We start from the raw sequence: 14,213 nt of genomic DNA, 5'->3' as shown, positions 1-14,213 counted from the left end.
GCATTAGGCATTTTGTCTTAGGTACCAGGTCTTAGGTCCTCCGCCGGCACATCATTCCTTCACAAACACCGCCCTGCTCCTATCCGCTTTGTACACCGCATCATAGAAATTCACAGCATCCTGGTAGGAGGCCGCGGGGAAGATGCCGCTGCGCTGTTTAAAATCACGGATGTAGGTAAGCTGGTTGTCTTTCAGCTGTACCTCGCAGTGATAGTCGCCAAAGGCGCTGTGCAGGTCCTGTGCCCTGGGCAGGGCTTCTGCCTTGTACCCACCGGGAAGTGTGAAGCGGGTGGTATCGCTGTAATGATAGGTATCATCCAACTGCAGGTTTGCCGTGCGGACGGTATCCTTATTCAGTTTCACCCCGGAGTGATGCAGCACATTGGGCACCACGAAGAGGCGCTTCCCGGTCACCTGTGCATAGCCATTTACATCCAGCTGAATGTGTTCATCAATGGCAGGAATCCTTCCCGGATACTCTTGCCAGGTATAGCCGGCCACGTCGTAGGTAGGCAGGCTATAGGCGTCTTTCAGGGCACGCAGGATCTCTTCTTTAGAGCGGTTGTGAATGAGCTGGTGGCGGCCATCCTGTTCCTGCCCGGTGTAGTGCGTGGTACAGTCCATGTGGGCATTGCCCGTTTCATCCACCGTTACCTGCATAAAGGAATTACGGCGGTTGTCTTCCATTTTATACGTAGGCGTGTGCACCAGGGCACCTCCATCGGGGGTAACGGCCAGGCAATAGCGGTTAGATGTGAAAGCGCTCAGGTAACCGGGAAACAGCGTCTGGCTGGTGCATTCCAGCCAGGTGGTATCCTGGTTATGCGGCACCATTACGATCACGTGATTAAACTGGTCACTTACAAAATCGGGGATGAAATCTGTTTCATAACTGCCGCCGTGAATGAGCACACAACTGGAAGGAATGCCGGCTGCCTTGAGGAGGCTTTGCATGTAGTTGGACAAGGCCTTACAATCCCCGTAACCACGCCTGGCTACGTATTGCGCATCGTAGGTTTGCAGACCGCCTATGCCCAGGGAAATATTTACATAGCGGGTGTTCTGCTGCAGGTATTGGTACAGGGCCGCTATTTTCTGATCCACGGTCTTCAGGGTATCTGTGAGCTGGTGCACCTTTGCGATCATGGCGTCCGGCAGCACATCCCGGTTTGCATTGAGGGTACTGAAGAATTTACCCATGTTACTCCAGCTATCCAGGTTGCCCTTATAGCGCTGCATTTCAAAGTCGCCGGGGCCGGTGAGCACATTGGGGCTGCGGCGGCTCCACGCCTCTGCCATGGCTTCATGCGGCATGGCGCAAAGGCCGCTCACCGTCCAGTCGTACTGGTGCATGCCCTTTTCCGGGGCGCTTTCCTTTGGCTTGCCTACGCGGCCCAACCGGTAGCGCAGCGGGTAATTATCCGGCAGCTGCACGGAGAGGGCGCTATGTTGCACGGCCACATCTTCCCGCTCCTGCGGGAGCCAGTCCGGGAAGCTGTAGCTGTTATACATTTTTATATCCAGCTCATAGTCCACCGTGTAAGGATACTGGTGGCAGGAAAAGTTGTAGTATTTGTACCGCGTATCGTCTACCATGGCGCCATCTACGTCATAGTTGCCATCCTCCATATCCGACATTTTCATCTTCCTTACACGCATGCCATTGGCATCATAGAGCGTAGCTTTTACGCCCGCCACTTCATACAGGCCAGGCGTGTAAGTATGGATAATGACACCATAGCGGTCACCCTCCGGATCGAGGATGGTAACGGTATAATGCCGGATATTGTGGCTGCGGCTCAGCTCTTCCATGCGGAAGGTTTCCGTGCTTTCCCGCACCACGGCATGTGCATTTTTCTTCAGGCTGTCCGGTATGAGGGCGGCGGCCAGCTCCGGGCGCATGTCCTGTGCTTTAATGCCGCTAAAAGCCGCCATCAGTAAGGCAGCGCTACACCATAACTTCTTCATCAGGCTTTCTTTTTTAGCACGATCTGCTCGGCTTCTTTTTTTACAATGTAATCGAAAAATGCACGGAGGTCGTTGTACTCCTCCGGCTGGAAATTAGCACGGGTAAGGTGTACTACCACGCGCAGCTGTACATTCTCCGCGGAGGCCTGCACCAGGTACTGGAACACGCCATCCACTTCATTGAGTTTTACCACCGCGGGTTTGGGCAGTTCCTCCACTTCGTAATTAGGCGGCAGTGCCAGGTTGAGCGTATACATCTCCCACATCATGTAGGGAAACTCCACCGGGTAGCGGCGTTCCACTGCGGCAAAAGGATTTTCACGGGTAGCAGCACCGAATAAAGGTGTCAGGTACAGATGGTCTTCATCCCCGGTGCTATTCACCTTGAAATCAAAAGAGGTCATCAACGGTACATCCAGGCTGTCGAGGTCAGACACCTGTTCATTACTGATCAGTGCATCGTTGTAAAAAGACTTCCCGGTTTCTTTAAAAAAGCTGGCATTGCCTTTATCGTGTATATCGCGCCGGATCTTATAAGAGCCATAATACCCCGGTTGCGACTGTACGTTACCGGTCAGGTTACCGGTACTATCCAGCGTGGCCATCACCGTCGTCCTGTCCAGTTCCTGCAGGGAATCTGCTTCCAGGAATACCGCCGGCATGTCCGGCGTCACCATGCGGGCATGCCCGTTGTAGCATTCCAGGGGCAGGTGGTTGAAGCCCAGCAGGGGCCGGGATGCATCCATGGAAAAAGCCTGGTCACCATCCTGTGCATACACAACAACATAGTTATAACGGTCTGCCAGCGGGTACATGGCCGGTGTGGTACCATTATCGCGCGTACTGAGGATGATGGGCCATGCCTGCAGGCCTGCCCGGCGCAACATGGCCACCAGCAAGAGGTTCAGCGCAGTACTATTGCCCTTCTTATTATTGAAAACAGCTTTCAGACCATCTTCATCCATGTACAGGCGTTCTGCTTCCGTGCAGGAGTAATTATGCTGGATGTATGCGTACAGGCGGCGGGCTTTTTCTTCCCCCGTTTGCGCGCCGGCGGTCACCTGCTTCACTACATCGGCCAGGTACCCGTTGTTCTTGCTCAGCGAGGCGCCAAAGTTCTCATCTTCCAGGAGGGACTGGGCCAGCTGGCTCCAGGAGCCCAATACATTTTTAGTAACCCCACTCGGCCACCGGATAGAAGCCAGCTGAAATGTGATAGCCTGCTCATGGTTGCGGATGGTGGTCGTGAAAGGCTCTTCGTGCAGCGCCGGCATATTGTGGCTTACAAAGCGGTAGTCAGTAACGTTCTGCTCCAGGTCTGATGATTCAGAACGGCCGGTAGCGCCATCCGGCTCATAGCGGATGTGGAAGCGCTCCAGGCGCGTTTCCTTGCTCTCTGTAACCGGGTAGTAACCCTGGCGCATGAACACGAAATTAAACAGCTCGGGAATGCTCACATCGTACTCACACCACTCCCGCGGGTACTTGCCCTGGAAGCGCCAGGATGGCAGGGCATAGCTGGTAAAGCGGTGCAGGTCGTAGCTTACTTCAATGATGGACCCTTCCTTCACATTGGGCAGGGTAAAGGATTCATCAAAGATGTGGTCCGTTACTTTGGTGGTGAAGACGGATTTGCTATCCAGTTTTGTTTCCACCACCTGGCCGTTTTCCAGGTTGTAGGTAACGGCTTTCAGGTCTGTAAGGCGGTCATCGTCCGCCGCGGAAGCACCTTTGCGCATGCGCACGGAAAAATCGGCCGCATCGTAGCCCGCCTTGTGCAGGATGCGCACGCGGGTATAGCGGTGGAATACCATTTCCATGCTGCCGCTGCTGGAGTTGTAGCCGGCATTGCCCACATCGCAAAGGATCACGGCATGCGCCGCAGAGTCGATGGAGTATACCTTGGGGGCAAAGTCCTGCGCTGTTACTTTGCCAAAGCGGTAAGGTATTTTTTCTTTGTTCTTGTCCTGCGCCAGTACGGGTACTACAAACAAGGTTGCGCAAAGCCCCAGGAGGGCTTTAAATGTTCTGTTCATACAGTTTAATTTCATGTATTGGGATTGAAAAACTATTTGCTGGTTATTGCTTCTTCAACACTACCGTCTCCGCTTCCTTCTTCACTATAAAATCAAAAAATCCACGCAGGGCATCATATTCATCCGGTTTAAAAAAAGATTTTTTAAACACCATGGATACGCGCAGCTGCACGGCATTGCCCTCCTGCTGGATCACGTAGCGGAAACTGGCGCTGCTGTCGGGCAGCATTACATTGGCCGGCTTGGGCAGGCTTTCCACCTTGTAATGATCCGGCAGCGTGATACTGGCGGTGTAATTGGCGCGCTGTGTGTATCCAAATTCCACCGGGTAGAGGCGCTCATTTTGGGTAAAGGGATTTTTGCTTTCGCCCCCTGCCAGTACGGGCGTGAGGTAAATAAGATCCGGCTTGCTTTCTTCCGGCGCCAGTTTAAAATCTGCTTTTAGGGTAAGCGGCGCCTCCGGGTCGTCCTTACCGTCTACCACAATGTTGCTTACCGCAACCTCTTTGGGCAACCCGGTAACGGCGTGAATGTTTTCTTTGATGGATGACATCCCCTGCTGGCGCAGGCGCAGCGCATGGTGGTAGCCAGCCATGATGCTGGCCGAGCCACTCAGGTTGCCTTCCTCATCCAGTTCCGCGTGTACATACGTCACCTCTGTTTCGTGCAGGGAATCTGGGCTCAGCATGATGGCCGGTGCGTCGGGCGTCATGAGGCGCGCGTGCCCGTTATAGCAGCGCAGCGGCAACTGCCCAAAGGCCAGCGCGGGCTCAGATGCGTCCAGCATGGAGGGGCCCTCCTGCAGATTGATCCAGGCAATGGTGTAGTTGTATTGATGATACAGTGGATAGTCGGGGTACGTAAATCCATGGTCGCGGGTGCTGAGGATGATAGGCCATGCGTCCAGGTTAGCGGCGCGCAGCATTTCCACCAGCAGCAGGTTGATCTCCGTGCTGGTGCCCTTGCGCTCCTGGAACGCCTTTTTCAGCGGCGTTTGGCCCAGCAGGTAATTCTCCGGTTTGCGGCCCATGGTGTGCTGCATCCAGTAAAAGATGGCGGCTGCTTTTTCCCGGTCTGTTTGCTTGCCTGCGGTAAGCTTCTCCGCCACTTCCTTGAGATAGAAATTATCTTCGAGGAGACGGGCGCCATAGTCGGAACGTTTCATCAACTCTTCCTGTAACTTAGGCCAGGTAGGAATGATCTCGTGTTTGTTCGATTCATCCGGGCCAAAATTCACCGCTGCCAGCTGGAACTCCACGCCACTGGCAAAATTGTACCAGGAGCTGGAATAGCTTTCCACGTTGAGCGCGGGCAGGTTGTGCATGGTGTAGCTGTAGTTGGTTACATGGGCAGACACGCTGCCGTTTTCTTCCTGGGCGGCGTAGCTGGTAGACAGGTCTGCATCCTGGTGCCAGCGCCAGCTTCCCTGTGATTCCTTTTTGGTAACATTCAGTTGGTAATAGCCGCGCGGCAGCACTGCGAAGGCATAAAAGCTTGGCACCTGCATGGTAAACTGGCTCCATAGCACGGGATATTGTCCCTGGAAATACCAGGGAGCCGGTGAGTTCATGGAATAGTACTGGCAATCGTAGCTTACTTCTATGATGGATCCTTCTTTCACATTGGGCATCGTAAAACGCACCAGGTGGTCTTCCTTGTTTTTGGTAACGTACACCTGGGCAGGGTCCAGCTTTGTTTCCACCACCGCGCCGTTTTCCAGGTTGTAGGTGGAGCCGCGCAGGTGCTGGAGCACATCTGACCGGTCTGTACGTTCATCATTGAGGTACACTTCAAACTCCGCGGCGGCGTAACCTGCCTTTTTGAGGATGTGTGCCCGCAGATAACGGTGGGTAAGCAGCTCCATGTCTCCCGTGCGCCCGTCAAATTCAGCGGCACCGGCATCTGCCAGGATCACCGCCGCCGCACCGGAATCTATCGCGTAGGGCGCCTTATGAAAATCCTCCGGGGACACCTTGCCAAAAGTATATGGATTTTTCTCCTGGCCCAGTGTGGAAAGACTGGTCAGCAGGAACAGGGACAATAAATGAAATCTACGCATACAGTATCGGGGTGTTGGATTTATGATTGTTTCCGGAGCACCAATAACTCCGCTTCCTTGTTTACAATAAGATCAAAAAAACGGCGCAAGCCTTCATATTCTTCAGGGCTAAAGACAGCGCGGTTAAAATTAAGCATCACCCTTACCTGCACCAGGTTTCCATCCTGGCGCAGCTGGTAGCGGAAAGTAGCGGCACCATCGGGTAGGGTTATGTTTGCCGGTGCAGGCACGCCTTCCACCACGTAGCCGGGCGGTATAAGAATGGAGGCAATATACGTTTCATTGTCCATATAACTCATCTCCACCGGGTAACGCCGCTCCATGGCCGTGAAAGGATTGCGCACCTGCACCTGCCCCACGATGGGATGGAGGTACAAACGGCTTCCATCCCCGTTGTGCTCCCATTCAAAATCAAAATTTTCAGCCACCGGGGCATCTATGCTATCGAGGTTAATCAGTTGCAGGTTGCTCACGGTGGCATCGTTGCCCAGGATGCGGGCCAACCTTTGCCGGAATGCGTCCTGGCCCTGGCTTGCCACATCATCGCGGAGGTGCAGGGAGCGATAGTAGCCTTCCTGCTCCGTGTAGGTGCCTTTCACATTGCCATTGGCGGCCACGTTCATGCGCACGGCCGTCACCAGGTTTTCGTGCAGCGTGTCTGCGTTGAAGTAGCGTGCGGGAGCTTCGGGGCTCATCAGGCGGGCATGCCCGTTATAAAGATAAAGCGGCAGGTGCCCGAAGCCCAGGTGCCCGCGGGAGCCGTCCAGGTTGTATTCCCGTCCATCTGCCTGCACCCACGCTGTTACATAATCAAAGCGGCGGTGCAGGGGATATTCTTCATACGTTTTGCCGTGCGCGCGGGTGCTGAGGATCAGGGGCCAGGCTTCCAGCCCGGCTTTCCTGAGCATGGCCACCAGCAGCAGGTTAATATCCGCCCCGGTGCCCCTGCCGCTGGTAAATACATGGCGCAGGCCGGGTGCCTCCATGTACATGCCGCTGTAACCGGTGCAGGTCATGTGTTGCTGTACCCAGCGATAGATAGCCTTTGCTTTTTCCGTGTCATTGGGCGCTTTGGCGGTCAGTTGTTTTATCACATCCTCCAGGAATACGTTGTCCTCCATAAGTGGTGCGCCAAACGTGGCATCCCGGAACAGCTCTTCCTGCATCTGGGGCCAGGTGGACAGTATCCTGTGCTCATCACTGTTGGGATAATGCACGGATGCCAGCTGAAACTCCACGCGGCACAGGTGGTTGCGCAGGGTGGTGGTAAAACTTTCATCGCGCAGGCCGGGCAGGTTACGGGCGGAGAAAAAGTGGTCAGTAACGCTCACGGATGCGATGCCGCGGTGGGCCTCGTGCGCCCCGGTGGGTGTGTAGTTAAATGCAAAGTTGGCCACCCGTTCCTTGCTATCGTAGTCCACATCATAATATCCCTGGCGCAGGAAAACGAAGCCGTACCATTGCGGGATGCTCACCGTATAGCCGCTCCAGATACGGGGGCAGCTGCCTTGGAAGTCCCAACTGGGCGGGGTACGGTCCACATAACCGGAGCGCGTATAACTTACCTCTACGATGGAGCCTTCTTTCACGGCGGGCATGGAAAACTTTTTCACTACCCATTCCCGGTCCTCCTTTTCTGTGAAGATGGTTTTGATATCCAGTTTTGTGGCCACCACGCGGCCGTTTTCCAGGTTGTAGGTTACAGCTTTGAGGTCGTTCAGCACATCCGGCTTGCCGGCATTGCCACTGTATAAAGGGATGGTAAAGGTGGCTTCATCGTAGCCGTTTTTGTGGAGGATGTGAATGCGGGTGTAGCGGGTAAATTCCAGTTCCAGGTCACCGCTGCGGTCATTGTAGGAAGCCTTGCCCACGTCTGCCAGGTACACGGCTGCGGCGCCCGTGTCCACTGCATAACTGGTGGGACGGAAATCGTCCACAGACACCTGGCCAAACTGGCAGGGGCTTTTCTCCTGGGCCTGCAGCCTGGTAGGGGTGGTCAGTAAGACCAGGGCTGCTAAAACAAAACGCAACATACTGCCGTACAGGTTCACATGAGGGATAAAGGGCGGAAAGGCCCTGTGGCAACGCTCCGACGGGCGGTACAATGCAGCACGGGGCTAAAGATAGACAAACCTTTCGTATTTTTGCCCGATGACCCAGCAGGAGCGGCATACGGCATTTATCAAGGAGCAGGCAAAGGCCCTGGGCTTCGACTATTGTGGCATAGCCCGGGCGGAGCAGCTGGACGATGATGCCCGCCGCCTGGAAGCCTGGCTGGGCAAGGGCCTGCATGGGGGCATGCAGTACATGGAAAATCACTTTGACCTGCGCATAGATCCCCGCAAGCTGGTACCGGGCGCCAAATCTGTGATCACTTTCCTGCTCAATTATTACCCCGAGCAGCAGCAGCGGCCGGATGCGCCACAGGTAGCCAAGTATGCCTACGGAGCCGACTATCATGAAGTGATACGCGCCCGCCTCAACCAGTTCCTGCAATGCCTGCGCGCGGAGATTGGCGAAGTACAGGGCCGCGGCTTTGTAGACTCCGCGCCGGTGCTGGAGCGCAGCTGGGCCCAGCGCAGCGGGCTGGGATGGATAGGGAAGAATGGTAACATCATCCATAAGCAGGCAGGTTCTTTCTTCTTCATTGCCACACTGATCGTGGATCTTCCGCTGGCGTACGATGGCCCCGTAACGGATCACTGCGGCCGCTGCACCCGCTGCCTGGATGCCTGCCCCACGGGGGCGCTGGCCGCCCCCGGCCTGGTGGATGGAAGCCGTTGTATTTCCTACTTCACCATAGAACTGAAAGATGCGCTGATCCCGGAAAAGTTCCAAGGGCAGTTTCGTAACTGGGCCTTTGGGTGCGATATCTGCCAGGATGTATGCCCGTGGAACCGCTTTGCGCAGCCGCACCAGCAGGAGGCACTCCAGCCTATCCCGGCGTTGCTGAACATGAGCACACAGGAATGGGAAGAAATGAGTGAAACCACGTTCCGGGAGCTATTCCGCCAGTCTCCTATCAAACGCAGCAAATACAAGGGGTTGCAGCGCAATTTGCAGTTCCTTAAGTTGAAGTGATTTTTGCCGCCCATTAAGTGTCCCTGGCACAAATAATTTCCTGGTTTCAATTTCCCTGAAAACAGGGCTTGCAGCGCAATGCCAGCTACTACAGCTGAAGCGATCACCTCACCCTTCCTTCTCCCGGTTAACAGAAAATTAACCGTGCATTCGACATTTGTTTGTACATTCATACCCTACAATGATAGGATTACTGTCTTCGTTTGCCCGCTCCCAAACTAAATGGCCTAATAGCAAAGTGCTTTATTAACGATCCTTCCTGTAGATTCCCCTGATTTTTTTGATGATACCCCTGCACGGTGTGTGCATATTGTATTTACGGTCCGCTGCCAACTGCCCTCACAGGGCTCCTGGCAGCGTATTGCATTATGACTTGTCGTTCCTTTTCTATAAGGCTGTTATGGCCTATCCTTGAGAAAACCCGCCCGTGTGTCTTTCGATCCACGGGCTTTTTTTATGCATTGTCTTCCATTAAATACGCCAAACATTTTTATCGTTAACAATTCATTCACCAACAACTTTTTACCGTCCCCTACCTTTAGGAGGTTGATATTAAAGAGCAAAAAATTATAAGGGTGCATTGTCTAGTGCGCCTTTTCTTTTTTGTGAAAAACCCGTGGAATACTTCCCACTCCTGCATTTGGATATGGCGGGTGCTGCCGCTATTTTTACAGCATGCAAACGCCCTTACTTTTCATGGCGCTTATTGGCTGCAAGCCGCCACAGCGTCATACAGAACAGCATGATGTATTCTTTGGCATTGGTCCGGATATGAAGTCGCTCCTGCCCCACATACAAGCCTTCTGGCCGGAGGCCGGCAAGTGGCATGTGGATGGCTACCGGCCGGTAACGGTAGTAGACGGATACCAGGTACGGGTGGTGCCCAAACGAACAGCTGCACCCGGGGCGCCCCGCCTGTTCTTCCTGAACCTGGGTGGTTATAAGCCGGGGGAGTTTGAAGAGTATCATTACAAAATGCTGGCGGTAAGTACGGATGCCAGCGGGGCTATACAACAGGCAAAGGCTACGGCCTTCTTTAAGCATACCGGCCTGGCCACCTTCAGCACGCATATTGATGATAAGTACGGCGTGGATGTGGATGACATCATGCAGGTGGAAGACATCCTGCCGCCCGCATTCCGCGCGGCTTTCAGCCTGGAGCTGGTACCGGCCGCTGGGCTAACGGCACAGGATGAACTGCAACTGGGCTACTTTAAACCGGAACACTTCCAGGGATAGCTTTGCGTCATAAATACAGGGCATGCCGCCATTTTGCAGTGTTTTCACGTGGACTGTAAACGTGGCCCCGGGCCTGTTTCAGGGCCCGCGTCTTCTAAAAATGTTTCCGCTGAAATATTTGGCTTTTATAAAAAAAATCACTATACTTGCTTAGAGAAATAAGCACTTAAAAATTAATACTGCATCGACACCGGTTCAACCAGATTGTCCATTATTACAGCACTACAACTTTATACCAATTTCCAGCGCATCATTTATTTTTTGCCGCAGGGCATTTTCATCCTGATATCTAATCCCTGGTAGTTTTCTTCTGTATCGGTTCCATAGATCCAGACCAAATAACGCTAAACATCCGTTCAAATATATTTGCACCAAACCGGTAAGGTACCTTCTGCATGATCTATGCTGCCGATACTTTATTGAGCTTGTACAGGTATGGTAACCACCGTACCAATTAACCCCAAAGTAAAGTCCCGCTCCACTGAGCGGGACTCATTATTTTTAGTACATGCGTGGGCGGATGTTATGCGATACTGCATACTAACCGACTTTATCCCGCAGTCACCCCATAGCTATGTCCTGGCTCCAGGCTGTTATCCTCCAGCATCTGGCTGGCATGCTGGCGCACCGGCAGCAGTAAAATAAACGTAGCCCCCTGTCCTTCCTGGCTGCGGGCGCTGATAAGCCCCTGGTGTTTTTCAATCACTTTTTTGGCAATGGCCAGGCCAATACCGGTGCCCTCGTATTCTTCCCGTGCATTCAGGCGCTGGAAGATGGTGAAGATCTTATCCAGGTATTTCTCATTGAAGCCGATCCCATTGTCCTGAATGAGGATGCGGCACCAGGCGCCATTGGGGGCTGCCGGTGCATCCAGGTCTTTTTCCGCCACCAGGGCGGCGCTGATACTGATCTCCGGTCGCACGTCCTTTTTACTGAATTTCAATGAGTTACTAATAATGTTCTGGAATACCTGCCTCATCTGTCCGGGGATCGCCTCGATCTGGGGAATATCGGCCACAACAATAGCAGCCTGCTTTTCCTGGATGGAGAGCTCCAGGTCGCTGAGGATGTCTGTGATGGTCCGGTTCAGCTGCACAGGCTCAAAAGCGCTGTCTACGCTCAGGCGGCTGTAGCCCAGGAGGTCGTTGATCAGCTTACTCATACGCTCACTGCTGTTCACAATGCGCGTAATGTATTGCAGCGATTCATCGTCCCGGCTTACGTGCCGGTCGCGCAGGATGGAGGAAAACAGCTGGATCTTGCGCAGGGGCTCTTTCAGATCGTGAGAGGCCACGGAGGCAAACTGCTGCAGGTCGTGGTTACTGATCTCCAGGGCCAGGTTCATGGCCCGCAAGGCTTCCGTACGTTCTTCTACCCGCTGCTCCAGGATCTCATTGGCCTGTTTCTGGTGCGCAATGTCCGTAAACGTGCCTACCCATTTCACGATCTGGGCGCCTTCCTTTACCGGTGTTACGCGCAGCAGGTGGCAGCGGTAGTCCGGTGCGCCAAACACATTTTCCGCGGCCTTCCGCTTGATGAACACTTCTGTTTCCAGCGAGTGGCCGGAGGCCAGCACGCGGGCCAGCTGCTCCTTCACCGGTGTTTGTCCCGGCAGGGTTTCCGGCCAGGAATGCAGGTCCGGGCTGTAGGCATACCAGTGCTGGTTCACGTACTCCAGGGTACCGTCTGCCTTGGCGGTAAAGGCGATCTGCGGAATGCTTTCCAGGATGCTGTGCAGCTCCTTCACCGTATCACTGAGCGAGGCCTGCGCCTGTTTGCGCACCTCCACTTCTTCCTGGAGCTGGGCCTGCATCTGGCTCAGTTGCTTGGTCTGCTCATAGAGCTTATAGAATGTTTTTACTTTCAGGATAAGGATGTCGGGGTCTACCGGCTTGGTGATGTAATCTATGCCCCCGCTGGCGTAGCCACGGGTTACAAATTTCTTGTCTTTGTTCACCGCGGAGAGGAAGATGATGGGTACGTCCTTGGCCTTGCTGTAGCCGGAAATGGCTTCCGCCACCTCAAAGCCATCCATACTGGGCATCTGCACATCCAGGATGATGAGGGTATAATTGGTCTTGAGAATTTTTTTAAGTGCTTCTTCGCCTGACAAGGCTGTATCTACCTCGAAGTTGTACAACTCCAGTGTTTTTTTCAGCGAGAGTATATTTTCCGGTTTATCGTCAACGATCAGGATCATATTCCTTGGCTTCTTTTTGTGGATCAGGTGTCGCTGACCGCTCATTTAAAAGGTACCCGCCGGTTTTTGATCCTGGCGGCAGCATGGTGACAACTTCTTTACGCTTTGGCAGTGATTTTTGGTCGCCTTTAAAAGGTGCTGTATTGGCACAAAAACTACGCCAAATGCATGCTGGGCGCTGCTTCTAACGGGACAGCGCCGCAAACGTATTAATATAATCCGCCATTTCCGTAATATCCAGGATCTTGCTCACGTGGGCGTATTCCAGGGCCTGTTCCGGCATAAATGGCACCTCCGCGGTTTTAGGGTTCTGCACTGCTGTGAGCCCGCCGCAAGCGGCTACATCACACAGGCCTTCCACACCGTCTGCATTGGCGCCGGATAGCAGGATGGCCAGCAGTTGCGGGCCATACAGGCGGGCCGCACTGGAGAAGCTAACGTCTATGCTGGGCCGGGAAAAATTCACTTTCTCAGAATAGTCCAGGCTCAGGCTTCCATTGCTTTCCAGCAGCAGGTGATAGTCTGGCGGCGCCAGGTAAATGCAGCCCGCCTGCAACACGTCTTTTTCTTCCGCTTCCTTTACCTGCAGCGTGGTACGGGTACCCAGCAGGTCTGTGAGCACTGAGTCTGCATAGTTCTTCCGGTGCAGCACAATGATAACCGGCACTGCCAGGTGTGGGGCCAGCCCTGGCAGCACTTGCAGCAGCACACTGAGACTGCCTGCGCTGCCCCCTATTATCACCAGCGATGTTGCGTTCATAGCGTTGATCAGATAGTTAGTTTACAGGTATAGTGAAAAGAAAATCAGATGCTCACTTTTCTCCAGATCTTTTCGCGCTTGTCTATTTGCCGGAACTTGTGGGCGTCATTGGTAAATTTAAGTGTTTCCTTGGCACCAAGGCCCAGGTAGCCCAATTGCTCCAGGCTTTCACTGAAAAGGCGCAGCACCTTTTCCTGCAGGTCTTTATTGAAGTAGATCAGTACGTTCCGGCAAATGATGAGCTGGAACTCGTTGAACGAGCCGTCTGTCACCAGGTTATGGGGCGCAAAGATCACTTTGCGGCTCAGGGATTCGTTGAATTTAGCATAATCATACTTGGCGGCATAGTAAGCACTGAACTCATGCTGCCCGCCACTGGCCATGTAGTTCTGCGAGTATTGCTGCATATTGGCGATGGGGAAAATGCCTTTGCGTGCTTTTTCCAGCACGCTGGTGTTAATGTCTGTAGCATAGATCACGGATTTGTGCAGCAGGTTAGCCTCCTGCAGCAGGATGGCCATGGAGTACACTTCCTCTCCCGTGCTGCACCCCGCATGCCAGATGCGGATAAAGGGATAGGTAGCCAGCATAGGCAATACCTGTTTGCGCAGGGCCAGGTAAAAACTGGGGTCGCGGAACATTTCTGTAACGTTCACCGTGATCTCTTCCACAAAGTGCTGTATGTAGGATGGATCGTTGCGCACCCGGTAGCGGAACTCCGCAAAGCTCGGGAAGCGGTCCATGCTGAATAGACGGTTGATGCGCCGTTGCATGCTGGCCAGTGAATAGTCCGTAAAGTCGTAACCATAGCACTCCAGCAGGTCATTGAGCAGCACACTGATCTCCTCTTCTTTAACGGCGTTCAATTCC

The 14,213-nt window shown here is 53.7% G+C and carries 9 protein-coding genes; 2 read left to right on the top strand and 7 right to left on the bottom strand.

Annotation, left to right across the window (positions count from 1 at the left end):
* Nucleotides 1-51 precede the first annotated feature (51 nt).
* Genes DCC81_RS17160 through DCC81_RS17145 form a run of 4 tightly spaced genes read right to left on the bottom strand, consistent with a single transcriptional unit; the run spans nt 52 to nt 8,096 of the window.
* On the bottom strand, nt 52-1,968 hold the full coding sequence (locus DCC81_RS17160) for a DUF3857 domain-containing protein (protein WP_108687811.1): 1,917 nt from the start codon (nt 1,966-1,968) through the stop codon (nt 52-54).
* Nucleotides 1,968-4,004 carry a transglutaminase-like domain-containing protein gene (locus DCC81_RS17155; RefSeq protein WP_165806623.1) on the bottom strand — a complete coding sequence of 679 codons (2,037 nt, stop codon included), beginning with the start codon at nt 4,002-4,004 and terminating at the stop codon, nt 1,968-1,970. The genes DCC81_RS17160 and DCC81_RS17155 overlap by 1 nt, the downstream gene beginning before the upstream one ends.
* A 43-nt stretch (nt 4,005-4,047) precedes the next feature.
* Entirely contained in the window at nt 4,048-6,063 is a 2,016-nt protein-coding gene (locus DCC81_RS17150; RefSeq protein ID WP_108687809.1) for a transglutaminase domain-containing protein, read from the bottom strand.
* Nucleotides 6,064-6,083: 20 nt separating this feature from the next.
* Nucleotides 6,084-8,096, bottom strand: coding sequence for a transglutaminase domain-containing protein (locus DCC81_RS17145; protein WP_133177695.1), 2,013 nt, complete (start codon nt 8,094-8,096; stop codon nt 6,084-6,086).
* A 118-nt stretch (nt 8,097-8,214) separates the two neighbouring features.
* On the opposite strand from DCC81_RS17145, the gene queG reads away from it, so the two are divergent.
* Nucleotides 8,215-9,144 (top strand): tRNA epoxyqueuosine(34) reductase QueG, encoded by a 930-nt coding sequence (gene queG / locus DCC81_RS17140; protein ID WP_108687807.1) that lies wholly within the window; start codon nt 8,215-8,217, stop codon nt 9,142-9,144.
* A 675-nt stretch (nt 9,145-9,819) separates the two neighbouring features.
* Nucleotides 9,820-10,383 carry a DUF1543 domain-containing protein gene (locus DCC81_RS17130; RefSeq protein ID WP_108687805.1) on the top strand — a complete coding sequence of 188 codons (564 nt, stop codon included), beginning with the start codon at nt 9,820-9,822 and terminating at the stop codon, nt 10,381-10,383.
* A 550-nt stretch (nt 10,384-10,933) separates the two neighbouring features.
* Here DCC81_RS17130 and DCC81_RS17125 read toward each other — a convergent pair.
* From DCC81_RS17125 to DCC81_RS17115, 3 genes are all read right to left on the bottom strand, one after another.
* Nucleotides 10,934-12,583: a hybrid sensor histidine kinase/response regulator gene (locus DCC81_RS17125; protein ID WP_108688296.1), complete on the bottom strand. Its 1,650-nt coding sequence runs from the start codon at nt 12,581-12,583 to the stop codon at nt 10,934-10,936.
* Nucleotides 12,584-12,767: 184 nt separating this feature from the next.
* Nucleotides 12,768-13,343, bottom strand: coding sequence for a chemotaxis protein CheB (locus DCC81_RS17120; RefSeq protein ID WP_108687804.1), 576 nt, complete (start codon nt 13,341-13,343; stop codon nt 12,768-12,770).
* A gap of 44 nt (nt 13,344-13,387) precedes the next feature.
* Nucleotides 13,388-14,209, bottom strand: coding sequence for a CheR family methyltransferase (locus tag DCC81_RS17115; RefSeq protein ID WP_394337121.1), 822 nt, complete (start codon nt 14,207-14,209; stop codon nt 13,388-13,390).
* Nucleotides 14,210-14,213 lie beyond the last annotated feature (4 nt).

Source organism: Chitinophaga parva (assembly GCF_003071345.1).
GTDB lineage: Bacteria > Bacteroidota > Bacteroidia > Chitinophagales > Chitinophagaceae > Chitinophaga > Chitinophaga parva.
This window is presented reverse-complemented; position numbering and strand designations above follow the sequence as displayed.

Bases quoted from the DNA above. Each gene is read 5' to 3' on its own strand.
- DCC81_RS17160 (WP_108687811.1), bottom strand. From the start codon at position 1,968: ATGAAGAAGTTATGGTGTAGCGCTGCCTTACTGATGGCGGCTTTTAGC.
- DCC81_RS17150 (WP_108687809.1), bottom strand. From the start codon at position 6,063: ATGCGTAGATTTCATTTATTGTCCCTGTTCCTGCTGACCAGTCTTTCC.
- DCC81_RS17125 (WP_108688296.1), bottom strand. From the start codon at position 12,583: ATGATCCTGATCGTTGACGATAAACCGGAAAATATACTCTCGCTGAAA.
- DCC81_RS17120 (WP_108687804.1), bottom strand. From the start codon at position 13,343: ATGAACGCAACATCGCTGGTGATAATAGGGGGCAGCGCAGGCAGTCTC.
- DCC81_RS17155 (WP_165806623.1), bottom strand. From the start codon at position 4,004: ATGAACAGAACATTTAAAGCCCTCCTGGGGCTTTGCGCAACCTTGTTT.
- DCC81_RS17145 (WP_133177695.1), bottom strand. From the start codon at position 8,096: ATGTTGCGTTTTGTTTTAGCAGCCCTGGTCTTACTGACCACCCCTACC.
- DCC81_RS17130 (WP_108687805.1), top strand. From the start codon at position 9,820: ATGCAAACGCCCTTACTTTTCATGGCGCTTATTGGCTGCAAGCCGCCA.
- queG (WP_108687807.1), top strand. From the start codon at position 8,215: ATGACCCAGCAGGAGCGGCATACGGCATTTATCAAGGAGCAGGCAAAG.